General features: G+C 67.8%; 21 protein-coding genes, 1 tRNA gene and 1 riboswitch. Of the genes, 17 read left to right on the forward strand and 5 right to left on the reverse strand.

All coding sequences use genetic code 11. From position 1 onward, the window contains the following. Positions 1-33 precede the first annotated feature (33 nt). The 3 genes from ABD088_RS13550 (at position 34) to ABD088_RS13560 (ending at position 2,610) form a co-directional block, all read left to right on the forward strand. A complete protein-coding gene (locus tag ABD088_RS13550; RefSeq protein WP_343902482.1) occupies positions 34-780 on the forward strand; it encodes a CPBP family intramembrane glutamic endopeptidase in 747 nt (248 codons plus the stop codon). Between the two features lie 61 nt (positions 781-841). Next, the gene (locus tag ABD088_RS13555; RefSeq protein WP_343902483.1) at positions 842-1,432 is read left to right on the forward strand and encodes a TetR-like C-terminal domain-containing protein; all 591 of its coding nucleotides are present in this window, start codon (positions 842-844) and stop codon (positions 1,430-1,432) included. After that, positions 1,429-2,610, forward strand: a complete 1,182-nt coding sequence (locus tag ABD088_RS13560) for an SGNH/GDSL hydrolase family protein (RefSeq protein WP_343902484.1) — start codon at positions 1,429-1,431, stop codon at positions 2,608-2,610. Before ABD088_RS13555 ends, ABD088_RS13560 begins: the two co-directional genes overlap by 4 nt. 56 nt (positions 2,611-2,666) lie before the next feature. Here the strand turns inward: ABD088_RS13560 and ABD088_RS13565 are convergent, their stop codons facing one another. Then, positions 2,667-3,311, reverse strand: coding sequence for a VOC family protein (locus ABD088_RS13565; protein ID WP_343902485.1), 645 nt, complete (start codon positions 3,309-3,311; stop codon positions 2,667-2,669). A 160-nt stretch (positions 3,312-3,471) separates the two neighbouring features. Then, positions 3,472-3,588: riboswitch (SAM riboswitch) on the forward strand. A gap of 64 nt (positions 3,589-3,652) precedes the next feature. Between ABD088_RS13565 and ABD088_RS13570 the strand changes: the two genes are divergently transcribed. Both ABD088_RS13570 and metX read left to right on the forward strand, forming a co-directional pair. Next, positions 3,653-5,005 (forward strand): bifunctional o-acetylhomoserine/o-acetylserine sulfhydrylase, encoded by a 1,353-nt coding sequence (locus ABD088_RS13570; protein ID WP_343902486.1) that lies wholly within the window; start codon positions 3,653-3,655, stop codon positions 5,003-5,005. Between the two features lie 53 nt (positions 5,006-5,058). Continuing rightward, positions 5,059-6,147, forward strand: coding sequence for a homoserine O-acetyltransferase MetX (metX, locus tag ABD088_RS13575; protein ID WP_343902546.1), 1,089 nt, complete (start codon positions 5,059-5,061; stop codon positions 6,145-6,147). Positions 6,148-6,162: 15 nt separating this feature from the next. Here the strand turns inward: metX and ABD088_RS13580 are convergent, their stop codons facing one another. Further along, positions 6,163-6,963, reverse strand: a complete 801-nt coding sequence (locus ABD088_RS13580) for an SGNH/GDSL hydrolase family protein (RefSeq protein WP_343902547.1) — start codon at positions 6,961-6,963, stop codon at positions 6,163-6,165. Between the two features lie 144 nt (positions 6,964-7,107). Here ABD088_RS13580 and ABD088_RS13585 point away from each other — a divergent pair, with 144 nt between their 5' ends. From ABD088_RS13585 to ABD088_RS13595, 3 genes are all read left to right on the forward strand, one after another. Then, the gene (locus tag ABD088_RS13585; protein WP_343902487.1) at positions 7,108-7,755 is read left to right on the forward strand and encodes an alpha/beta hydrolase; all 648 of its coding nucleotides are present in this window, start codon (positions 7,108-7,110) and stop codon (positions 7,753-7,755) included. A 124-nt stretch (positions 7,756-7,879) separates the two neighbouring features. Then, positions 7,880-8,911, forward strand: a complete 1,032-nt coding sequence (locus ABD088_RS13590; RefSeq protein WP_343902488.1) for a hypothetical protein — start codon at positions 7,880-7,882, stop codon at positions 8,909-8,911. Then, a complete protein-coding gene (locus ABD088_RS13595) occupies positions 8,908-9,255 on the forward strand; it encodes a GntR family transcriptional regulator (RefSeq protein WP_343902489.1) in 348 nt (115 codons plus the stop codon). Before ABD088_RS13590 ends, ABD088_RS13595 begins: the two co-directional genes overlap by 4 nt. 14 nt (positions 9,256-9,269) lie before the next feature. Here the strand turns inward: ABD088_RS13595 and ABD088_RS13600 are convergent, their stop codons facing one another. After that, positions 9,270-9,497 carry an RNA-binding S4 domain-containing protein gene (locus tag ABD088_RS13600; protein WP_343902490.1) on the reverse strand — a complete coding sequence of 76 codons (228 nt, stop codon included), beginning with the start codon at positions 9,495-9,497 and terminating at the stop codon, positions 9,270-9,272. Between the two features lie 58 nt (positions 9,498-9,555). Here ABD088_RS13600 and ABD088_RS13605 point away from each other — a divergent pair, with 58 nt between their 5' ends. The 3 genes from ABD088_RS13605 (at position 9,556) to ABD088_RS13615 (ending at position 13,028) form a co-directional block, all read left to right on the forward strand. Next, positions 9,556-10,554: a DMT family transporter gene (locus tag ABD088_RS13605; protein ID WP_343902491.1), complete on the forward strand. Its 999-nt coding sequence runs from the start codon at positions 9,556-9,558 to the stop codon at positions 10,552-10,554. Between the two features lie 104 nt (positions 10,555-10,658). Next, entirely contained in the window at positions 10,659-12,044 is a 1,386-nt protein-coding gene (locus ABD088_RS13610) for a glycine--tRNA ligase (protein ID WP_343902492.1), read from the forward strand. A 72-nt stretch (positions 12,045-12,116) separates the two neighbouring features. After that, entirely contained in the window at positions 12,117-13,028 is a 912-nt protein-coding gene (locus ABD088_RS13615; RefSeq protein ID WP_343902493.1) for a GNAT family N-acetyltransferase, read from the forward strand. A gap of 103 nt (positions 13,029-13,131) precedes the next feature. On the opposite strand, the gene ABD088_RS13620 is transcribed toward ABD088_RS13615, so the two are convergent. Both ABD088_RS13620 and ABD088_RS13625 read right to left on the reverse strand, forming a co-directional pair. Next, complete coding sequence (locus ABD088_RS13620; RefSeq protein WP_343902494.1) at positions 13,132-13,989, reverse strand: 3-hydroxyacyl-CoA dehydrogenase; 858 nt, start codon at positions 13,987-13,989, stop codon at positions 13,132-13,134. Between the two features lies 1 nt (position 13,990). Further along, positions 13,991-14,611 carry a TetR/AcrR family transcriptional regulator gene (locus ABD088_RS13625; protein WP_343902495.1) on the reverse strand — a complete coding sequence of 207 codons (621 nt, stop codon included), beginning with the start codon at positions 14,609-14,611 and terminating at the stop codon, positions 13,991-13,993. 68 nt (positions 14,612-14,679) lie between these two features. Between ABD088_RS13625 and ABD088_RS13630 the strand changes: the two genes are divergently transcribed. The 6 genes from ABD088_RS13630 (at position 14,680) to ABD088_RS13655 (ending at position 23,411) form a co-directional block, all read left to right on the forward strand. Beyond that, the gene (locus ABD088_RS13630) at positions 14,680-17,022 is read left to right on the forward strand and encodes an alpha/beta fold hydrolase (protein ID WP_343902496.1); all 2,343 of its coding nucleotides are present in this window, start codon (positions 14,680-14,682) and stop codon (positions 17,020-17,022) included. A 111-nt stretch (positions 17,023-17,133) separates the two neighbouring features. Beyond that, positions 17,134-18,312 (forward strand): tRNA dihydrouridine synthase DusB, encoded by a 1,179-nt coding sequence (gene dusB, locus ABD088_RS13635; protein ID WP_372710434.1) that lies wholly within the window; start codon positions 17,134-17,136, stop codon positions 18,310-18,312. After that, entirely contained in the window at positions 18,305-19,624 is a 1,320-nt protein-coding gene (locus ABD088_RS13640; protein ID WP_343902498.1) for a deoxyguanosinetriphosphate triphosphohydrolase, read from the forward strand. Before dusB ends, ABD088_RS13640 begins: the two co-directional genes overlap by 8 nt. An 89-nt stretch (positions 19,625-19,713) precedes the next feature. Further along, on the forward strand, positions 19,714-21,705 hold the full coding sequence (gene dnaG / locus ABD088_RS13645) for a DNA primase (RefSeq protein WP_343902499.1): 1,992 nt from the start codon (positions 19,714-19,716) through the stop codon (positions 21,703-21,705). Positions 21,706-21,769: 64 nt separating this feature from the next. Next, positions 21,770-21,842 (forward strand) — tRNA-Asn (locus tag ABD088_RS13650). A gap of 126 nt (positions 21,843-21,968) precedes the next feature. After that, positions 21,969-23,411, forward strand: coding sequence for a lipase maturation factor family protein (locus ABD088_RS13655; RefSeq protein WP_343902500.1), 1,443 nt, complete (start codon positions 21,969-21,971; stop codon positions 23,409-23,411). Positions 23,412-23,477 lie beyond the last annotated feature (66 nt).

The raw sequence follows: 23,477 nt of genomic DNA on the forward strand, positions 1-23,477 counted from the left end.
CCGTCGTACAGGGCCCTGCCATAGGATGCATCCATGCGCAGCAGCAAGGGCCTGTGGCCGGAAATCCTGATCGTCCTGGGGCTCTCCCTGGGGCAGTCCGCCATTTATGCGATCCTCTCGCTCTCGGACAAGCTGACCCGCGGGCCGCTGTCCGGGCAGACGACCACGATGAACAACGCGCTGAGCGACCGGCAGTTCTTCGACCTCGCGTACCAGCTGCTGGACATCGTGTTCTCGCTGGTCCCGGTGCTGCTGGTGTTCTACCTGTTCCGCCTGGCCGGGCGCAACGGATTCCGTGCCCTGGGGTTCGACCTGCGCCGTCCCGGGCGCGACGGATGGCAGGGGGCCGGATTGTTCCTGGCCATCGGCGTGGGCACGCTCGGCGTGTACTGGCTTGGCCGGACGCTGGGGGTGACCACCGCGATCGTGCCCGAGGCCATGGCGCCGTATTGGTGGACGATCCCGGTCCTGCTGCTCTCGGCCATCCGTCACGGCATCCTCGAGGAGACCATCGTCATCGGGTACCTCTTCGACCGGCTGCGGGCGCTGGGCTGGGGGACCTGGCCGATCATCCTGGCCAGTGCCGTGCTGCGCGGCAGCTACCACCTCTACCAGGGGTTCGGGCCCTTCGTGGGCAACGCGATCATGGGGGTCATCTTCGGGTGGGTCTACACCAGGACCGGGCGGGTGATGCCGCTGGTGATCGCCCACGCCCTGCTGGATACCGCGGGATTCGTCGGGTATTCGCTGATCGGCCCGGCGATCGGGTTGGGGACGTAGGGGCTGTTCCCGCAGTGCCTATAGGTTGTAGGTAAAAACCTATAGGGTGTAGGATCGGCGTATGGAACGTCCCCCGCTGACCCGACCGTCCCTCGTGGCCGCCGCCGCCGACCTGGCCGACCGTGAGGGCTTCGACGTCGTCACCATCTCGGCGGTGGCCCGGCAGGTCGGCGTCAAGCCCGCCAGCATCTACTCACACCTCAAGGACCTCGCCGCGCTGCTCGACGGCGTCCACGAACTGGCGCTGGGCGAATTGGCTGACCTCATCGCCGGTGGCATCGCGGGGCGGTCGGGGCCGGACGCGTTGGCGGCCCTCGGGCAGGCGCACCGCGACTACGCACGGGAACATCCGGGACGCTGGTCGGCCATGCAGCGGCCCGCCGGTCCCGAGGTGGCCGGATCGGCGGCGGCGCTGCGGATCGTCGAGTACGTCTGGGCCGTCCTGCGCGGCTATGACCTGCCCGCGAACGAGCTGGTGCACGCCACCCGATTCGTCGGCGCCACGCTCAACGGCTACCTGGCGTTGGAGAAGGCCGGCTCCTTCGAGCACCGCAGTGATCCCACCGATTCGTCCTGGCGGCGCACCCTGTCCGCCCTTGACCGCGCACTACAGACCTGGGCCACCGCCCTCGAAGGAGAAACGCCAGCATGATCACCACACCCCTGACGCAGGACATCATCCGCGGCGCCGCGGAACTGGAGGACGGATCCCACGGCGTACGACTCCACCGGCTGCCCGGCTGGGTCCGCCAGCAGTTCCCGGATCCCCAGCTGCTGGCCATGGAAGCCCAGCCCTCCGGAGTCAGGATCGCCGTGCGGACCACCGCGACACGGATCGAACTCGTATCGCATCCCTCGCCGGTCCTCTACCTCGGCACCCACCGGCCGCGGGGACGCATCGACGTCTGCGTGGATGGCGAGCTGCAGCTGGGCGATGAACTCACGGGAGGCGACGCCACCGAAATCGATCTCACGACCGGCTCCATGCGGCAGGTCCCCGGCCCCTCCCACACCACCGTCGTCGAGGGACTGGCCGCGACGTCCAAGGCCGTGGAGTTCTTCCTGCCGCACAACGAATCCCTGGAACTGGTCAGCCTGGCCTCCGATGCCCCGCTCGAGCCCTTGGAACAGACGAAGCCGCTGTGGGTCCACCACGGCAGCTCCATCAGTCAGGGGTCCAATGCCGCCTCCCCGAGCGCGATTTGGCCGGCGCTGGCCGCCCGGCGGGGGAACGTCGAGCTGCGCAACCTCGGGCTCGGGGGCAGCTGCTTCGTCGATCCCTTCATCGCGCGGGTCATCCGCGATGCGCCGGCGGACGTCATCAGCATCAAGCTGGGCATCAACATCGTGAACCTGGACGGGATGCGGGTGCGCGCCCTGGTCCCGGCGATCCACGGGTTCCTGGACACCATCCGCGACGGGCATCCCACGACGCCGATCGTGCTGGTATCCCCGATCTTCTGCGGGATCCATGAGGACACCCCGGGTCCCGGGGGATTCGACCCGGCCAGCATGGGCACGGAGCAGGTGAAGTTCATCGCCACCGGCACCACCGGGGACGAGGCGCTGGGGCGGTTGACGTTGCAGGTGATCCGCCGGGAAATGCGCTCGCTGATGGAGCGCCGCGCTGACGACGCCAACTTGCACTTCCTCGACGGGCTGGAACTCTACGGGGAAGCCGATGCCGCCGACGCCCCATTGCCCGACAACCTGCACCCCGATACGGCCACCCACCGGCTCATCGGTGAACGGTTCGCCGACCACGCCTTCGCGGCCACGGGCCCGTTCGGCGCCGTGGTCCGCCCGCACCAGGCGGAACCCGGGGAATGACAACGACGGCGGCCCGCGGGCCGCCGTCGTTCATGAAATGCAGTTCCGGAAACGGATCAGAGGGTGATGGTTCCCTGCGGGGTCTCGAAGGTCACGGACATGATGCCCGGGGTGCCGTTGGGCGCCTCCCATTCGACGTCGACATCCTCCAGCGGCGACGCGGCCGGGGTGCCCAGCCACTCGCGCACCCGCTCGACCGAACCGGCGATGGTGATGCCGGAGATGCGGCTGGTGGGCTCCAGCGCCTTGGACGGGTGCAGGTGCTCGGTGCCGTCGTCCCACCGCAGCATGTAGGGCACCTGCGGGTCGGCGATCAGGCCCTTGATGCCGATCTGCTGCCAGGTCAGTTCCTGGCCGTCGGGGAACTTGCGGTTACCCGGAACGGAGGAGCGGCCCAGGCGTTCCTCGAACGGTGCCAGGTCGTCGACGCAGACACACCAGCCCATCCAGCCGCCGCCCATCTCGGAGCGGGCGCGCACCGCCTGCCCGAACGGGGCCTTGTCCGAGGCCGGGTGGTCCAGGACCTCCACGACCTCCAGGTACTGCGTGTTCTGCAACGGGAAAATGACGTTCCTGGTCCCGAATCGGGGATGGATGCCGCCCTTGACCGACTCGATCCCCAGGGTCTTGGCTACACGGGAGGCCGTGGCGGCCAGCCCGTCTGGTCCGCATGCGTATGAAACGTGATCCAACCTCATCATGCGTTCATGATGGCACTTTGTGAGGTGTGTCTCGACTTAGGGTCACCTAAGTCATTCGGCCTGCGTCCACCGTCCCGCGCTGCCGGCGATTGTTGCGCACGCCGTCATATTGGGTGCCCATGGGTTGCGGGACCGCGGGGGATCTAGAACACTGGATGCAGGTCATGAGTGCCAGCGCAAAACCCCGGTTTGCTGGCCGGCAACCCTCCACTCGCGGTGGGGTGCCCCGGGTGAAGACCAGGTCCGCCTCCAGCTGGAGAACGGGCAAGCGCGGGTCACCTCCCGGCACCCCACGGGGTGGCGCGGAACAGGGACCCCTGAGCAGTAGAAGGGGACAACACATGTCCGCATCATGGTCTTTTGAAACCCGCCAGGTCCACGCAGGCCAGACCCCCGATCCGGCCACCGGGGCCCGGGCACTGCCGATCTACCAGACGACGTCGTTCGTCTTCCCGAGTGCCGAGAGTGCGGCCGCACGGTTCGCCCTGCAGGAACTGGAGCCGATCTACACGCGCATCGGCAACCCCACGCAGGAAGCGGTGGAGAACCGCATCGCCGACCTCGAGGGCGGCGTCGGCGCACTGCTGCTGGCCTCCGGGCAGGCGGCCACCACCTTCTCGATCCTCAACGTCGCCGGAACGGGTGACCACATCGTGGCCAGCCCGAGCCTCTACGGCGGAACGCAGAACCTGCTCAAGCACACGCTGCGCCGGCTGGGCATCGAGGTCACATTCGTGGCCGACCCGGACAACATCGACGAGTGGCGTGCCGCCGTGCAACCGAACACGAAGGCCTTCTTCGGCGAGGTGGTCTCCAACCCGCGCCAGGACGTGCTGGACATCGAGGGTGTCAGCGAGGTGGCCCACGCCGCCGGCGTTCCGCTGATCGTGGACAACACCCTGGCCACCCCGTACCTGATCCGCCCGTTCGAATGGGGCGCCGACATCGTGGTGCACTCGGCCACCAAGTACCTCGGTGGCCACGGCACCGCCGTCGCCGGGGTCATCGTGGACTCGGGCACGTTCGACTTCGCGCAGGATCCCGACAAGTTCCCCGGCTTCAACACCCCCGACGAGTCCTACAACGGACTGGTCTTCGCCCGCGACCTCGGCGTCAACGGAGCACTGGGCGCCAACCTGGCGTACATCCTCAAGGCGCGCGTGCAGTTGCTGCGCGACCTGGGCTCCGCCGTCGCCCCCTTCAACGCATTCCTCATCGCGCAGGGCCTGGAAACCCTGAGCCTGCGGATGGAACGCCACGTGGAAAACGCGCAGAAGGTCGCCGAATGGCTCGAGGCCCACGCCCAGGTCGAATCCGTGGCCTTCGCCGGGCTGGCCTCCAGCCGCTGGCATGACCGCGGCCGCACGTACGGGCCCCGCGGCACTGGTGCGGTCCTGGCCTTCGAGATCGCCGGTGGCGAGGCCGCCGGGCGTGCCTTCGTCGACGGTTTAGAACTGCACTCCAACGTCGCGAACATCGGCGATGTCCGCTCGCTGGTCATCCACCCGGCCTCCACCACCCACTCCCAACTCAGCGAGGCCGAGCAGGTCGCCGCAGGGGTGAGCCCGGGACTGGTCCGCCTCTCCGTGGGCATCGAGCACATAGACGACATCATCGCTGACCTGGAGCTCGGGTTCGACGCCGCCACCGCCACCGCAGTGCCCGCCGGCGGGGAATCCCAGGCCGCCCGGTGACCCAGGGCGTCGACAACGTGAGGGGACAGCTGCGCACCGGCAGTACGCCGGTCATCCGCGACGGCATCCTGAAGTGCGTCCCGATCGGTGGCTACCGGTTCGAGACGGGCGGCTGGCTGCCCGAAGTGATGATCGGCTACGAGACCTGGGGGACGCTGAACGCCGACGCCTCCAACGCGGTCCTGCTGCTGCACGCGCTGACCGGGGACACCCATGTCTCCCGCGGCCACGGCCGGGAGGACGGGTGGTGGGACGGGTTCGTCGGGCCCGGCAAGACCATCGACACCGACCGGTTCTTCGTGGTCGCGCCGAACATGGTCGGCGGCTGCTACGGGTCAACCGGCCCGGCCAGCCCCGACCCGGACGGGCAGCCGTGGGGATCGCGCTTCCCGTTCACAACCGTGAGGGATTCGGTGCGCACCGAGGCACGACTGGCCGACTACCTCGGCATCCAGCGCTGGCACTCTGTGGTGGGCGGTTCCCTCGGCGGAGCGCGCGCGCTGGAATGGGCCATCGAGTACCCCGACCGGGTGGCCCGCTGCGCGGTCATCGCCGCCACCGCCGTCGCCTCCGCGGAACAGGTGGCGTTCGGCCAGATCCAGACCCAGTCCATCCGCCTGGATCCCGCGTTCCGGGGTGGCGACTACTACACCGACGGGACCGGGCCCGTCGACGGGCTGGGCATCGCCCGCCGGCTGGCCCACATCACCTACCGGTCCGAGCCCGAGCTGGAGATCCGCTTCGGGCATGAGGGCCAGGGCGAAGAGGACCCGTTCGGCAGCTCCGACTCGGCGCGCGGGCGCTACCAGGTCGAAAGCTACCTGGACCACCAGGCCGGAAAACTGGTCGGGCGCTTCGACGCCAACTCCTACATCGTGCTCACCGAGGCGCTGGTGGGGCACGACGTCGGACGCGGACGCGGCGGGCTCGAGGCAGCCCTCGCCCGCGCCGGGTCCGTGGAATTCTTCATCGCCGCCGTCGACAGCGACCGGCTCTACGTCCCCGGGCAGTCAGAACGTCTGGCGGCCGCACTGGCCGGGAAGCCGCCAGTGCACTACATCAACTCCCCGATCGGACACGACGGGTTCCTCACCGACGTCGAGCAGCTGAACCAGGTGCTCCGGGCGGGGCTCTTCGCCTGAGCCGGGGAGGGCCGACTACTCCGAGGCGTCCTGCGGGTCGCCGGCGCCGATGCTGTGGCTCCCCGACATCGGGGTGAACGGCGTGGCCTCGGGACGCTTCGGCGTGATGCCGTCACCGCTGGACTGGTGACGCAGACGGCGCAGGACCCAGGGGGCCAGGTGGGTCCGGGCCCAGACCAGGTCCTCCCGGCGGGCAGTGCGCCACGGCTTCGTGGTGGCCGGGAGCGCCTCCAGGGGTTTGAGCCCATGCTCCACGTTGAGGGTGTCCAGGACCATCATCGCGATCGTGTGGTGGCCCAACGGGGAGAAGTGCAGCCGGTCCGGTGCCCACATGCGCGGCTGGTGCAACTCACGCAGTGCCCACATGTCGGCGACGATGGCGTCGTGGCGTGCAGCTACGATGCGCAGGTTCTCGTTGTAGATGGCCACCCGGCCACGCATGGATCCCAGTACCGGGGTTTCGCCGATGTCCGGGCCGTTGAACAGGAGCACCGTGGCTCCGGTGGCGGCCAGACGCCCGACGAAGTCGTCCATGACCACGGCCAACGCGTCGGGGTCACCGCCCGGTCGCAACACGTCGTTGCCGCCGGCGCAGACGGTGATCAGGTCAGGCTTCAGGGCGATGGCCGGGTCCAGTTGCTCGGCCTGGATCTGGCGGACCAGCCGTCCGCGGATCGCCAGGTTGGCGTAGGCGAAGTCGTCGACGCCGTGGCTGAGTTGCTCGGCAACACGGTCTGCCCAGCCGCGGTTGCCTCCGGGGCTCCGGGGGTCCGGGTCGCCGATGCCTTCGGTGAAGGAATCGCCGAGTGACACCATGCGGCGCCACGGATGGCGTTCGGCGGTGCCGGTGGGGGAGTCCTGCTGGTCGATTGCTGCTGGTTCTTCGCTACTCACGGGTACATTGTTTCACTGGGCAACGAAGTTCACCACCCGTGGGGGTCTCCGTGATTCAATGGCCGCATGACTGACACCTTGCCCCAGCCCGTTGTTGTCTGGTCACGCCCGGAAGCCGAGCGTGCCGGTACCCCGCTGCTCGTGCTCTTCCACGGCTACCTCTCCCACGAAAAGGACCTGATCGGCCTGGCCCCGATGCTGCCCGGGGAATTCACGTTGGCCTCGGTCAGGGCCCCCTTTGCCATGGGGCCGGGGTACACCTGGTTCCCACTGATGCACGAACCCGATTACTCCACCGAGCGCGTGGTGGAAGCGGTCTCCAACGTGTGGGCCTGGATCGATTCCGTGAAGGACCAGCACTCCTCCGTCACCGTCCTGGGGTTCTCGATGGGCATGGCGGTGGCCACCTCGGTCCTGCGTCATCGCCCCGAGGAGATTGCCGCCGTCGTCGGCTTGTCGGGATTCGCCATCCCCGCGGAGGGCCACGAGTTCTTCGACGACGAGGCCACCCGTGCGGCCAAACGGCCATTGTTCTGGGGCCGCGGCCAGGCCGACACTGTCATCACCGAGGACAAGATCGAGTTCACCCTTGATTGGGCCACCGGGCATACGGATCTGACCAAGATGCTCTACGCCGGCATGACCCACAGCGTCTCGGAGCCGGAGATGAAGCACGTCTCCGAGTTCCTGCGCCACCACGTGCTGGGGGCCTGACCCGGCCGGTTGACGGCGAGGCACGAACTTCTTGTGCCATTCCATTGACACAAGAATGCGACGGTGCTTGTATTGGTGCATTGATACAAGCGGCCTCAAGGCTGCCGACCTGAGGACGTGGATCATGAGCGGTGTGCTGGTGTTGCTGGTGGTCATCGTGGTGGCGGCGGTCGTGGCGCTGCGCGCGGCACGCCTGGTTCGACGCCGCGCCGTCCTTCCCGGTCGGCTCCTGCCGGAGCCCGGATCGCCGGCGGCGGTGGAAGCCACTGCCCTGCTCGGCGCCCTGCGTCGTCGCGGCGGTGCCGCCGTCGTCGCGGTGGCAGCGGTGGTGGTGCTGTCGCTGGGCGTGCAAGCCGTATGGCCTGCCGCCGCGGGACTGCCCGTTGTCCTCGCGCCGTCACTGGCCCTGCTGGCCCTGACCGGAACGTATGGCCTGTGGCCCCTGCCGGACGAGCCGGCGCCCACCGCGTCCACGACCACCCATGCGGATATCACCACGCGCCGCGCCGGCGGCTTCGGGCCATCTTGGGGGTACATGCTCCCGGCCCTGCTGGTGGCCGCGACCCTGGCCTCGGTCATCGTCGCGGGACTGCTGGCCACCCAGGACGAATCGGGCAGGTCGCGCGAATATGGCTATGCCATCAAGGCGCCTCCGGTGCCGGGCCAACTCGGACTGGCCAGCGGGACAGCGGGCCCCTTCCCCGGGTGGTACTACGGGATTCCCGTCATCGTGGTCCTGCTGGTTTCGGCGCTGCTGCTGGGTTGGGCACTGCACCGCAACGCCCGGCGCCCGCGGTTGAGGGCTGCCGGCCTGGTGGCCTTCGACGACGCGGTGCGTACCTGCGTGGGCTTCGCCCTCTCGGCGGGAACCAGCGCACTGCTGGCACTCCAACTGGCCCTGTTGGCATTGATGGCCGGACCGGCGCTGATCAACGCCGCCCGGAACATCCCGGGCGGAGCCGTGTCGGAGGGCGGCGGCCTGGCCGGTGTGGACGTGCCCACGCTCTGGGCCGGAGTGGCAGTGGTCGTCGCCGCCCTGGTCCTGCTGGGGGTCGTGGCCGTGCTGGGCGCAACGTTCATGTCCTGGATCCTGGGCAACCAGCGATCACCTGCGGGGCAGGTCGGGCGCCGGCGAACAAGAGGGGCCCAGCGGTGATCTCCGTCGATGCCGACGACCCGTCGGGACCCTCGGAACAAATCCGGGTGCAGTTCACGGCATTGATCCGTTCCGGAGTGCTGCCGGCAGATGCGAAACTGCCGCCGGTACGCCAACTGGCCGGGGATCTGCGGCTAGCCCCGGGGACGGTCGCGAAGTCCTACCGTGAACTCGAAGCGCAGGGACTGGTGATCACGGGACGGGCCGCCGGCACCCGGGTGGCCGCCGGGCAGGCACTGCCCGCGTCGATCCTGGAGCAGTCCCGGCAATTTGCACAGGCTGCCCGCGATGCCGGTCTGGCCGTTGCCGAGGCCCAGGGGCTCGTGGCGCTGGGCTGGGAGTAGCCGGGGGAGCGGGCCTATTCGGCCTCGACGACCACTGACTCCTCGCCCAAGGTGACGACATCGCCGCCGTGCAGCTGCTTGCCACGGCGCGTCTCGATGTCGCCGTTGACCTTGACCATGCCGTTCTCCACGAGTTCCTTGGCATGGAAACCGTCCTCGGCCAAGCCGGCCAATTTGAGCAGCTGGCCCAAGCGGATCGAATCGTCGCGGATGGTGATCGGTTGTGGCTGCGCAGAAGTCATGTCTTCATCTTCCTCCACGTTGTGCCGACCGGCCAATGCGCGACTAGCATGACCTGCGATGAACTCTGTATCCCCGCCGGTCGCCACCGCCCGCCACCTTCCCCTCTGGGCCGGACTGGCCCTGGCCATCGTGGGCGGGTTGATGATGCCCATCCAGGGTCGGATCAACGGTGCCCTGTCCGAACAGATGGGCGACGGCAATGCCGCGGCAGCCATCAGCTTTGCCGGGGGGACCGTGGTGATGATCCTGGTTTCGGTCCTGCTGCCGCGGGGCCGGGCCGGACTCGCCGCGATGCGACGGGCCGTAGCCGGGCGTGAGTTCCCGCGGTGGTACCTGCTGGCCGGCCTGAGCGGCGGCTACATCGTCTTCGGCCAAAGCCACGCCGTCCCGCTGATCGGCGTCGCCCTGTTCACCGTGGCCATCGTGACCGGACAGACCATCAGCGGGTTGATGGTCGATAGGGTCGGTTTCGGCCCGGGCGGCAAACGCTATGTCACCGCCCGGCGCATGGCAGGGGCCGTGCTGATGATCATTGCCGTGCTGTGGGCCGTCTCGCCGCGCCTGGAGACCTCGGCCGGCGGACTCGTGTGGCTGATCCCCATCCTCATGCCCTTCAGCGCCGGACTGTTCATGGGCTTCCAGCAGGCCATGAACGGCACCCAGACAGCCGCCTACGGCACCCCGATCACCGCGACCCTGGTGAACTTCCTCACCGGCGGAACGGCACTGTTCATCCTCTGGGGCGTCACGTCTCTGGCCGCACCGCGCCACCTCGAGTTCCCCTCCGAGTGGTGGCTCTACACCGGTGGCGTCTTCGGGTGCGTGTTCATTGCCATCGGCGCCCTGTTGGTCAGGTCCCTGGGCGTCCTGGTCTCCGGTTTGTGCATGATAGCGGGGCAACTGATCGGCTCCCTGGCCATCGACATCATCCTGCCCGCACCGGGCACCGTGGTGGCGGTCGCCACCGTCCTGGGCACCGTGTTGACCCTCGTCGCCGTCGTCCTGGCCAGCATTCCCACCGGACACCGGCCCCGGGTGCGCACGCCCCGGAAGTAGCCGCCAATTCCCCGGCGACGTCGGGCTCGCGTTAGGCTGGACCGGTATCCCTGCCCCGTTACGGACCGCAACCAGCGGCCTCGTAGACCATTGGAGTTAATTTCATGGCGCCCCAGTCCAAGCTCGACCAGGTCATCTCCCTCGCCAAACGGCGCGGTTTCGTCTTCCAGGCCGGTGAGATCTATGGCGGTTCGCGCTCGGCGTGGGACTACGGACCACTGGGCGCCGAACTGAAGGACAACATCAAGCGCGAGTGGTGGCAGAACTTCGTCCGCGGCCGTGAGGACATGGTCGGCCTGGACTCCTCGATCATCCTGCCCAAGCAGGTCTGGGAGGCCTCCGGGCACGTCGCGACGTTCACCGACCCGCTGGTCGAATGCACCCAGTGCCACAAGCGCCACCGCCAGGACCACCTCATCGAGGCGTTCACGGAGAAGAAGAAGCGCGAGCCCCAGGACGGCATGTCCGAGATCGTCTGCCCCGACTGCGGCACCAAGGGCGGCTGGACCGAACCGCAGCTGTTCTCCGGCCTGATCAAGACCTACCTGGGCCCCGTCGACAACGAGTCCGGCCTGGCCTACCTGCGCCCCGAGACCGCCCAGGGCATCTTCGTGAACTTCAACAACGTGCTCACCGTTTCGCGCAAGAAGCCGCCGTTCGGCATCGGCCAGATCGGCAAGGCCTTCCGCAACGAGATCACCCCCGGCAACTTCATCTTCCGCACCCGCGAGTTCGAGCAGATGGAGATCGAGTTCTTCACCGCCCCCGAGGATGCCCCCAAGTTCTTCCAGGAATGGGTCGACTCCTGCTGGGCCTGGTTCCTTGACCTGGGCATCAACCCCGAGAACATGCGCCAGTTCGATGTCCCCGAGGACGAGCGGGCGCACTACTCCGCAGGCACCATCGACTTCGAATACCGCTTCGGCTTCAAGGGCTCCGAATGGGGCGAATTGATGGGCGTGGCCAACCGCACCGACTACGACCTCGGTTCCCACTCCAAGGGCTCGGGCACCGAACTGAGCTACTTCAACCAGGCCACGGGCGAGCGGTTCACCCCGTACGTCATCGAGCCTTCCTTCGGGCTGACCCGCTCCATGATGGCCTTCCTGGTCGACGCCTACACCGAGGACGAGGCCCCCAACGCCAAGGGCGGCGTGGACAAGCGCACCGTCCTGAAGCTGGATCCGCGCCTGGCCCCGGTCAAGGCTGCCGTGCTGCCGCTGAGCCGCAACGAGGAGCTCTCGCCCAAGGCGAAGGCCCTGGCCGCCGAGCTGCGCAAGCACTGGAACATCGACTTCGACGACGCCGGGGCCATCGGCCGCCGCTACCGCCGCCAGGATGAGATCGGCACCCCGTTCTGCATCACGGTCGACTTCGACACGCTCGAGGACCAGGCAGTGACCATCCGTGAACGCGACACCATGAGCCAGGAACGCGTCGCCCTGGACCAGGTGAAGTCCTACCTGGCCGGGCGACTGCTCGGAGCCTGACCCCTTCACGGGCCGGCTGCCACCCGGCAGCCGGCCCGTCGTTCTTCCCCCTTCAATCGCATCAGGAGCAACATGAGCAACCTCACCTACCGGCCGTGGCAAGAAGGCGATGACCTGGCGCTGCTGCAGATCCTCGGGGACCCCTCCACGCCCCAGGCCCACATCGACCGGACCATGCTGCGCGCCGACAGCGACGACCCCTGGGCGCGCACGCTCGTCGCCGTCGACGACGGGATCCCGGTAGGCGCCGGCACGCTCTTCGAGTCCTCGCTGCACCCCGAGCGGCTGTGGCTCTTCGTCGAGGTTGCCCCGGCGCTGCGCCGGCAGGGCGTGGCCACCGAACTGCTGCGCCGGTTGCGTGAATTCCCGGCGCCGTCCGGCGTCACGGCACTGAAGTCGCGCTACACGGTCGAGGGCTCCGAGGGCGAGGCCGCCGCCGCGTTCACCTCGTCGCTGGGCCAGGAACAGGTCCAGCGTTCGCGCGGGGTCGTGGTGGAACCGGGCGCGCTGAAGCTGCCCGTGTTCGACGACGACGGACTGACCCTGGAGGAGGCGGCCACCGGATCCGTCGAGCTCTCCCAGGTCGTCGCCGACTACTACAACGCGGTCCACGACTGGGACCGTGCGCAGATGACCCTGGGCCGCGCCCAGACCATGCTGCTCAACGACGCCACCGGTGCCAAGGGCGCCATCGTGCTGCGCGACAAGCCCAAGGACGCCGGCGGCAAGATCCTCTCCTTCGCGATCAGCTACGAGCCGGACCGCATCGACGCCCCGGCCGACGTGTTGATGGGCTGGGATCCCACGCTGTCCGACTCCGACGCCCGCGAGGCGGTGCGCGGCCTGCTGGCCATGCTGGCCCACCAATACCCGGTCAAGCTCGAAGTCGATGACGCCATGGCGCCGCTCGCCGATCTGACGGACGAGCTGATCGCCGCCGGGCAGGCCACCGTGGTGACCACGACGATCATCGTCGCCAACTAACACCGACCCGCACCCCTGCCGGGGTCAACGGGTACGACGGCGGTGCTCCCCGATGTGGGAGCGCCGCCGTTTTCATGCCGGGTTTCCCGAGCTCGCGAAGGCGTCAGTAGGTGTAGAAACCCTGTCCGCTGGCAGTTCCCAGGTGTCCCCGGTCGATGAAGTCGCGCTTGAGCATCGCCGCAAACTCCTGTGACTTCTCGGAGGGATTGGTGCTGGCGATGTTGTACGCGGTGGTCAGCCCCACGATGTCGAAGATCTGGAACGGGCCCAGGGGTGCGCCGGTGGCGATGCGCCACGTCTTGTCGATGGTTTCGTGGTCCGCAATGCCCTCCACGAGCAGTCCCGAGGCGGCGTCGAGCAGGGGGACGAGCAGCGAGTTCAGGACATAGCCCGCCTTTTCCTTCTTGAGCTCGACGGGGACCATGCCGCTGTTCCGGGCGAAGTCGACGACGGTTTCGTACACCGCTGGATCGGTGTCGGTGGTCCCCATGACCTCGGCGGTGTTCTGACGCCAGACGTGGTTGGCATAGTGCAGGGCCAGGAACTTCCCCGGGCGACCCGTGAAGTCCTTGAGGTCACTGGGCAGCAGGGTCGAGGAGTTGGTGGCGAAGATGGTCCTCGACGGTGCCAGATCCGCCAGTTCGGTGTACAGCCGTCGCTTGACCTCGATTTTTTCCGGGACGGCCTCGATGACCAGGTCGGCATCTCCGACCGCTTCGGCCAGATCGGTGGTCAGATGCAGGTTCTGCAGGGCCGCTTCGGTCTGGTGGGCGGCGGCGCCGACAGCTGGATCGTGCTGGTAGATCCCCGCGAGCTCGGCGAAGCGGGTCCGGGCCCGGTCCAGGGCCTCCTCGTTGATGTCGTAGGCGTGGACCCGGTACCCGTGGAACGCCGTCTGAAAGGCGATCTGGGCGCCGAGGACGCCGGTGCCGAGTACGGCGACTGTGGTGATGCTGGACATGTCATTCTCCTTGGCCATAGATACTGTGAAGCCAGATGCCGGACAGGACATCGAGCACGTTGGACGAGCTGATGGAGGTGGTCTCCCGCCCGAAGCCCGCTGTGAGGACCCGCTCGTTCATCAAATTCAACGCGGTCGCGAGATCGAGGGCGTCTGCGCCCTCGGGGGCAGCGCCCCTGGCCCTTTCCGCACGGATCACGTCGGCCGTGTAGCTGATCCAGGACTTCATCGATCTCGCCCACAGGTCGTGTACTTCCTGGCTGCGCGACATGGCGGCGACGGCCGCGGTGGCAACGGCCCGGTGCGCGGTGAACACGTCCACGAACACCTCGATCGACCGACGCCAAGCGGCAGCCGGTTCCGATCCGAAATCGCGGGGCAGGGAGGCGACATGGCCTTCCACCTCGGTGATGACCTGGTCGAGCAGGGCCAGCAGGACTTCGTCCTTGGAGGAGAAGTAGAAGTAGAAGCTCGGTCGTGAAATGCCCGCACCGGACGCGAGGTCCTCGATGGAGATGTCATCAAACGGCTTCTCGGCCAGGAGGCGTTCGGCAGTCGCGAGCAGCGCGGCCTGCCGGTCGTCGCCAGATGGGCGTGATTCCCTGCGTCCTCGTGGGGTCATACCCACAAGATAGCAAGAATTTCGACGCGGCGTTGCTTTAATCAACACTGTGTCGATAGCCTGTTTCCATGACGGAACATGTTGATGTGCTGATCGTCGGGGCCGGTCTGAGCGGGATCGGGGCGGCCAGCCACCTGAAGCGCGACTGCCCCGAAAAGTCCTTCCTGGTCCTTGAAGCGCGCAGCGCACCAGCCGGCACCTGGGACCTCTTTCGATACCCCGGCATTCGCTCGGACTCCGACATGTTCACGCTGGGTTACGCTTTCCGCCCGTGGACCAACCCGAAATCCATTGCCGACGGTGAATCCATCCGTGAGTACATCCACGACACCATCGCCGATGAGGGCATCGCACCCCATCTCCGGTTGGACCACCGTGTTCTCAGTGCCGACTGGTCGACGCCCCAGGCCCGCTGGAGTGTCACGGTGCGACGGAGCAGGCCGGAGGGTGGCACCGAGGATGTCGTCTTCACCTCCAACTTCTTGTCCATATGCACCGGCTATTACCGGTACGACGAGGGGTACACGCCCACGATTCCGGGTGCCGAATCCTTTGGGGGCGATATCGTCCATCCCCAGCACTGGCCCGCGGAGCTGGACTATGCCGGCAAGCGCGTGGTGGTCATTGGCAGCGGAGCGACCGCAGTCACCCTGGTTCCCTCCATGGCGAAGACCGCAGCGCAGGTGACCATGCTCCAGCGGTCGCCGACCTACATCGCCCCCGTCTCCTCGCGGGACCGAACGGCGGATCGACTCCGCGGCAGGGTCCCCGAAGGGATTGCCTATCGCATCCTGAGAATCAAGAAGATCGCGTACTCCATGTTCACGTATCAGCTCAGCCGCCGCCGGCCGGAGCGGATGAAGGCGATCCTGCGCAACGCCGCCCAGCGGAAGCTGCCCGCGGGATACGACGTCGATACGCACCTGGCGCCAAGCTACGAACCGTGGGATCAACGACTCTGTGCCATTCCCGATGCCGACCTCTACCGCGCCATCAGCAGTGGATCGGCCGACATCGTGACCGACCAGATCAAGGAGATCACCCCCACCGGCATCGACCTCGTCTCCGGCGCCACGATCGATGCCGACGTCATCGTGACCGCGACGGGACTGAAGCTGCTGTTCCTGGGTGGGATGGACCTTGCCGTTGATGGTCGTCGGGTCGATGTTCCCAGCACGCTGACCTACAAGGGCATGATGCTCGAGGGTGTGCCCAACCTTGTGCTGACCATCGGCTACACGAATGCCTCCTGGACGTTGAAGTCGGACCTGGTCGCGCGCTACATGGGCCGGTTGTTGAAATACATGGACCGGCACCACCACCAGATCGCCACGGCACACGCGCCCACCGAACTGGCCGGCGCTCCGACCGACCCGCTGATAGACCTCCAAGCGGGGTACGTGCTGCGCGATGTCGACCTCCTGCCCCAACAGGGTTCGAGGTCCCCGTGGCGACTTCACCACAACTACATCAGGGATTTCATGCTGCTGCGGTTGGGGAGCGTTGCCGACGAGATGGAATTCGGCCGCGCGGGGGAGGACCCGTGGGGACTGCCCGGGGTCGGCATGATCACCGTCGACGGCATCAGGATCCGCTACCGCAGCACCGGCGAAGGGAGCCCCCTCCTGATGCTGCACGGGATCGGCCAGAGTCTCGAGGACTTCAACGAACAGCACGAACTGCTCTCGCAGCGCCACCGGGTGGTGAGCCTGGACCTGCCCGGTTTCGGCCACTCCCAACGGCTGCCAGGGAGAACGACCCTGGACGGATTGGCCGGCGTCCTCCCGGGAGTCCTGCAGGCGTTGGGCATCGACACCCCGGTATCCATCGTCGGCAACTCGCTGGGGGGAGCCGTCGCCATGGCCTTCGCGACGAAGCACCCCGAGCGCACGGCGGGACTGGTACTGGCCGACAGCGCCGGTTTCGGATCCGAGGTCACCATGGCGTTGAAGCTCCTCAGCGTGCGACCGCTGGGTCGGTTGCTCGCCCGTCCGAATGCCGCGAACTCGGCCCGCACCGTTCGGGCCCTCTTCCGCGACAAGTCGTTGGCGACCGAGCAGCGCATCGCCCGCTCGCTGGGTCTGGGCCGCAGGCCCGCCCACGTGCGGACCCTGCTGGAGATGGCAGCGGAACTGGGGACCATCCGCGGGGTGCGGATCACGTGGCGGCGGACGCTGCTGGATGATCTGCGGCAACTGGAAATACCCACCCTCATCGTCTGGGGTGAGCATGACCTGATCCTGCCTTCCAGCCAGCTGGCGGCTGCCGCCGAGGAACTGCCCCATGCCGAAACCCACTTGTTCGCTTCCACGGGTCACATGCCCCAAATCGAACGACCGGCCGAATTCGCCGAACTCGTCATGGACTTCGTCGCGCGCCGCGGCGTGCCGGCAACCTCGGCTGCCGGATAGCCGGGGCCCGACGCGCACACGTGCTGTGCTGTCGGGTTGCGCCTGTTGTCCACCGTCCGGCCACCGGCGTTCGGCGGATTTGGACGGATTTGAGAGAATGGGGGAGTGAGCGTGATTTCCCCCGATACCCAGACCCCGCCGAAGCTGGCGCTGCCACCCCTGCAGCTCGGCCGGCTGACCGTGGACACCCCGGTGGTCCTGGCCCCGATGGCGGGTATCACCAATACCGCATTCCGCCGGCTCTGCCGCGAATACGGCGGCGGGCTCTACGTGGCCGAGATGGTCACCTCCCGCGCCCTGGTCGAACGCAACGAGCAATCGATGCGGATCATCTCCCATGACGACGACGAGGACATCCGCTCCGTGCAGCTCTACGGGGTGGACCCGGCCACCGTGGGCGCCGCAGTGCGCCTGATCGTCGAAGAGGACCGTGCGGACCACATCGACCTGAACTTCGGCTGCCCCGTTCCCAAGGTCACCCGCCGCGGCGGGGGAGCAGCCCTGCCGTGGAAGACCGACCTGTTCACCGCCATCGTGAACGCCGCCACCCGCGAGGCGGCCCGCGGCGACATCCCGCTGACCATCAAGATGCGCAAGGGCATCGACGAGGACCACCTGACCTTCATCGAGGCCGGCAAGATGGCCCGCGATGCCGGCGTGGCAGCCGTCGCCCTGCACGGGCGTACCGCCAGCCAGCACTACTCCGGAACCGCCGACTGGAACGCCATCGCCGAACTGCGCAACGCCCTGCCGGACATCCCGGTGCTGGGCAACGGCGACATCTGGAGCGCCGAGGACGCCATCGCCATGGTCGAGCAGACCGGGGTGGACGGCGTCGTCATCGGCCGCGGCTGCCAGGGCCGCCCGTGGCTCTTCGGGGACATCCAGGCAGCCTTCGAGGGGTCCGAACGCCGCTTCCGCCCCACCCTGTCCGAGGTCGCCGCCAGCTTCTACCGCCACGCCGAACTCCTCGTCGACTACTTCGAGGACGAACCCAAGGCCCTGCGCGACATCCGCAAGCACGTCGCCTGGTACTTCAAGGGCTACGCCGTCGGCGGGGAACTGCGCGCCGCCCTGGCAGCAGTGCCCTCGCTCGAGGTCCTCGCCGAACTGCTCGCCCAGCTGGACCCGGAAGCGCCCTACCCGGGCGAGGGAGCCGAAGGCCCGCGCGGCCGCTCCGGATCACCCAAGCGCCCGCACCTGCCCGACGGCTGGCTGGACAGCCGCACCCTGGGCGAGGAGCACCGCGCGCAGATCTCGGCCGCCGAGCTGGACGTATCCGGTGGCTGAGCCGGACCTGCGCCGCAACCCGGCCGGCTACACCGCCTTCGACCAGGAACGCTGGGTCGCCGAACCGGAAAAGAAGTCGTACCGCACCAGCTTCGAACGCGACCGCGCCCGCGTCCTGCACTCCTCGGCCCTGCGACGCCTCGGTGCCAAGACCCAGGTCGTCGCCCCGTACTCGGACGATTTCGTGCGCACCCGGCTCACCCACTCGCTCGAGGTCGCCCAGGTGGGCCGCGAACTCGGCGCCACGCTGGGCTGCGATCCGGACGTCGTGGACACCGCCTGCCTCTCCCACGACCTCGGCCACCCGCCGTTCGGGCACAACGGGGAAAAGGCGCTGAACGGCATGGCCGCCGACATCGGCGGGTTCGAAGGCAACGCGCAGACGCTGCGCCTGCTGACCCGGCTGGAAACCAAGAAGTTCCGCGCCGACGGCTCACCGGCCGGCCTCAACCTCACCCGCGCCACCCTCGACGCCGCCTGCAAGTACCCGTGGCGCCGCGACGATGCCCCCGTGCGCAACGGCAAGCAGACCGGCAAATTCGGGGTCTACGAGGACGACCGGCCCGTCTTCGACTGGCTGCGCTCCGGGCACGACGGCGGCGCCACCGTGGCACCGGAACCCCGGCAGAAGTGCGTGGAAGCCCAGGTCATGGACCTGGCAGACGACATCTCCTACTCGGTGCACGACGTCGAGGACGCCATCGTCGCCGGCCGCTTCCAGCTGCAGTGGATCCGCGATGCCGACCAGCGTGCCCGTGTCATCGACTGCACCCAACGCTGGTACCTGCCCGAGGTCGACGCGGCCACCATCGACGCCGCCCTGGCGCGACTGGAAGCCACCGGCGAATGGGTCGAACACTACGACCAGTCCCGCAAGGGCGCAGCGGCGTTGAAGGACATGACCAGCCAGTTCATCGGCAGGTTCTGCCAATCGGCCTACGAGGCCACCCGCGCCGTCTACGGCCCCACCCGACTGACCCGATTCAATGGCCGGCTCATCATCCCCGAGGAGACCGACCACGAGATCGCCGCGATGAAGGGCCTGGCCGCCGCCTACGTGATGACCAGCCAGGAACGCCAACCCATCTACCAGCGCCAGCTCGAGGTCCTCAGCGAACTCGTCGCGTTGCTCAACGACACCGGCGAGCACTACCTGGACCCGCTGTTCGCCGCGGACTGGCGCGCCGCCACCGATGACGCCGGGCGTCTGCGCGCGGTCATCGACCAGGTCGCCAGCCTCACCGACTCCTCGGCCAAGGAGTGGCACGCCACCCTGGTGCAGGGGCACTCCTTCCGCCTCGAGCTCTTCTAGCACGACGGCGGAGCGCGCCCGGGTGCCCCGGTCCACAGGCATCCGCGGGGCGTGGTTCGGCGCCCGGGACGGGCACTAGACTGGTCGTCATGGCCGGCCTGATCAAACGCGAAGACATCGACGAGGTCCGCTCTCGCACGGACATCAAGGAAGTCGTCGACGGCTACGTCACGCTCCGCTCGGCCGGCATCGGTTCCTTCAAAGGACTGTGCCCCTTCCATGATGAACGCAGCCCCTCCTTCCACGTCCGTCCCCAGGTCGGGACGTTCCACTGCTTCGGCTGCGGTGAATCCGGCGACGTCATCTCCTTCATCCAGAAGATGGACCACACCACGTTCTCCGAAACCGTGGAACGCCTGGCGGCCCGCATCGGCTTCGAGCTGCATTACGAGGACGGCGGCACCGGCCCCAATCGCCAGGAGGTCGGCCGGCGCCAGCGCCTGCTGGATGCCCACAAGATCGCCGAGGAGTTCTTCCGCTCCCAGCTGCTCACCGAGGAAGCGGCCACCGGCCGGACCTACCTCTCCGAGCGGGCCTTCGACCAGGCAGCCTGTGACCACTTCGGGGTCGGCTACGCCCCACGCGGCTGGGACCCGCTGCTCAAGCACATGCGCAACAAGGGATTCCACGACGAGGAACTCAAGCTCACCGGCATGTTCTCCGAGGGCAACCGCGGGATCTACGACAGGTTCCGTGGACGCCTGATCTGGCCCATCCGCGACCTCACTGGCGCCACCATCGGCTTCGGTGCGCGCAAGCTCTACGAGGACGACCAGGGCCCGAAGTACCTCAACACCCCCGAGACCCAGCTCTACAAGAAATCCCAGGTCCTCTATGGGGTCGACCTGGCCAAGCGGGAGATCACCAAGCAACGGCAGCTCATCGTCGTGGAAGGCTATACCGATGTCATGGCCTGCCATCTTTCGGGCCTCGGTACCGCAGTGGCCACCTGTGGAACCGCCTTCGGCGCCGACCACATCAAAATCGCCCGCCGGCTCCTCCAGGACGACGGCACGGGTGGCGAGGTCGTCTACACCTTCGACGGCGATGCCGCGGGCCAGAAGGCCGCCCTGCGCGCGTTCAATGAGGACCAGAGCTTCATCGCCCAGACGTACGTGGCCGTCGAGCCGAGCGGAGCCGACCCCTGTGAACTGCGCCAGCACCGCGGCCCGGAGGCCGTGAAGGAACTCATTGCCTCCAAGCGCCCACTCTTCGAGTTCGCGATCCGGGCGGGTTTGAAGAAGTTCAACCTGGATACCGTCGAGGGCCGGGTCCAGGCACTGCGGGCCTCCGCGCCCATCGTGGCGGCCATCCGTGACTCGGCCATGCGCCCGGCCTACTCGCGTGAACTCGCGGGCTGGCTCGGCATGGACATGGAGGACGTCAACCGAGCCGTCGGCGCCGCCGCCAAACGGTCCCGCGAGACCGGGGCAGCGGGAGCCTCCCAGCAACGGAACCCGGGCCACGACCGGGGCTCGCGGCCCGGTGGCGACACCCGCACCCCGGGACATGAGCAACGCGGACCCGGCCAGCAGCGGACCCCCGGATACGGGCCGGAAGCCGGCTACGCCGACTCCGGTGTCGTGCCCGAGACGCCGCAGCCTGCCTTCGAGCGGCCCGACCTGCGGGATCCAGTCACCCGCATGGAGCGTGAATCCTTGGAGGTGGTGCTGCAGCAACCCGGTCTGCTCAGCGCCGATCAATGGCAGGCTTTCTACACCGCCCGGTTCCTGGCGCCGGTGCACGCCGCGGTCCACGACGCCGTCCGGGCCGCCGGAGCCGCAGGGGCCACCCCGGCCCAATGGGTGGAGTCCATCCGCCAGGAGGTCCCGGAGCCGCTGCGCTCATTTGTCTCCGAGCTGGCAGTCAACCCCCTGCCGGCGAACTCGGAGGACGGGTTGACCAAATACTGCCAGGGGATCATGAATCGGCTGTTCGACCTGCAGATCACCCACCAGAAGGCCGACAGGATCGGCCAGCTCCAGCGGATGGACCCCGTCGCCGACCCCGAGGGCTACCAGCGGATCAACCGGGAACTGATGGAACTGGAACTGCGGCGCCGGGCACTGCGGCAGGACTAGCCCCGGCAGGAGCCGGCGATTTAGCAACCCCGGCCGGGCTCTTGTATAGTCGTATCTGTTGCTTTCCCCCGTAGCTCAATTGGCAGAGCATTCGACTGTTAATCGAAGGGTTACTGGTTCGAGTCCAGTCGGGGGAGCGGATACAGGACGTCCCCGCCACCATTGTGGCGGGGACGTTTTGTTGTTCCCCGGGGACATGGGGGACATCGGCCCCTCATGCGGGGCGGCCAGCGGGCGGCGGCTTCCGGATCTACGATGGGCGCATGGACTGGCTGGCTGCATCGGACTACTGGATGGCCCGGGAAATCCTGCAACGCGGGGTCGCCGCGCTGTTCGTGGTGGCCTTTGCCTCGACACTGAACCAGTTCCGCCCCCTGCTGGGGGAGCGGGGACTGTTGCCGGCACCCCGCCTGCTCGCCGGGCCGGGCGCCCGAGGGCCCTCGGTCTTCAGCTGGTGGGGGTATTCGGACCTCAAACTCGTGGTCGTTTGCTGGGCGGGACTGGCCATCTCCGCCACCCTCGTCGCAGGTCTGCCGCAATCGGGTCCCGCGTGGCTGCCACTGCTGGGGTTCCTGCTGCTGTGGGGTCTGTACCAGTCGATCGTGAACATCGGCCAGGTCTTCTACGGGTTCGGCTGGGAGATGCTGCTGCTCGAGGCAGGATTCACTGTCGGGCTCCTCGGATCGCACCAGATCGACCCGCCGCGGACCATCCTGCTGCTCATCGCGTGGCTCGTCTTCCGGCTGGAATTCGGGGCCGGCATGATCAAATGGCGCGGGGATCCGGCCTGGCGGGATCTCACCGCCATGTACTACCACCACGAAACCCAACCGATGCCCGGGCCACTCAGCCGTCGCGCCCACCTGGCACCGCGCTGGTGGCACCGCTGTGAAGCAGCAGGAAACCACGTCGCACAACTGGCGGTCCCGTTCCTGCTCTTCGCCCCCCAACCGGTGGCATCCCTGGCCGCAGCCGTCATCATCGCCACCCAACTGTGGCTGGTGGCCTCGGGCAACTTCGCCTGGCTGAACTGGATCACCATCGTGCTCGCCTGTTGTGCCGTCAACGACACAGCCTTCCGCGCCGTCGTCCCGTTCCTGCCGGGGAAGGACGCCCTCCAGCGGGGACCAGCCGACGCCGGAGATCCCTGGTGGATCGTGTTGGTCCTAGCAGCCACCGTGCTCTTGGTGATTGCCGGCATCCCCGCCCTGCGCAACCTGTTCTCCCGCCGCCAACTCATGAATGCGAGCTTCAACCGCTGGCAGCTCGGCAACGCCTATGGCGCCTTCGGCAGCATCACCCGGGAGCGCGTCGAGGTCGTCATCGAGGGGGCCGCCGGGCGGGGGACCCCGGCTAATGAGCCGGCGTGGCACGAATACGAATTCCATGGCAAACCCGGTGACGTCCGCCGGCGGCCACGTCAGTTCGCGCCCTACCACCTGCGCCTGGACTGGATGATGTGGTTCCTGCCGCTGGGCTCGGTCCACCAGCGGTGGTTCCACGCGCTCCTGGGCCACCTGCTGGCGGCAGACCCCGCCGTCCTGGCCCTGCTGCGCGTGGACCCCTTCGAGGGCAGGCAGCCGGACCGTATCCGGGTCCTGACCTACAGGTACCGGTTCGCTACTGCCGCGGAACACCGCGCCGATGGCCTGTACTGGATCCGGTCGGACCGCCGGCTGGTGATCGGCCCCATCGACGACGCCTGATGATGCCATCGCGGCGCGGATGCCCAGCACGCCATCTGTTGTTTGCCGCGCGTTCGCACCGGTGTC

This window comes from Arthrobacter rhombi (assembly GCF_039526245.1).
GTDB lineage: Bacteria > Actinomycetota > Actinomycetes > Actinomycetales > Micrococcaceae > Arthrobacter_H > Arthrobacter_H rhombi.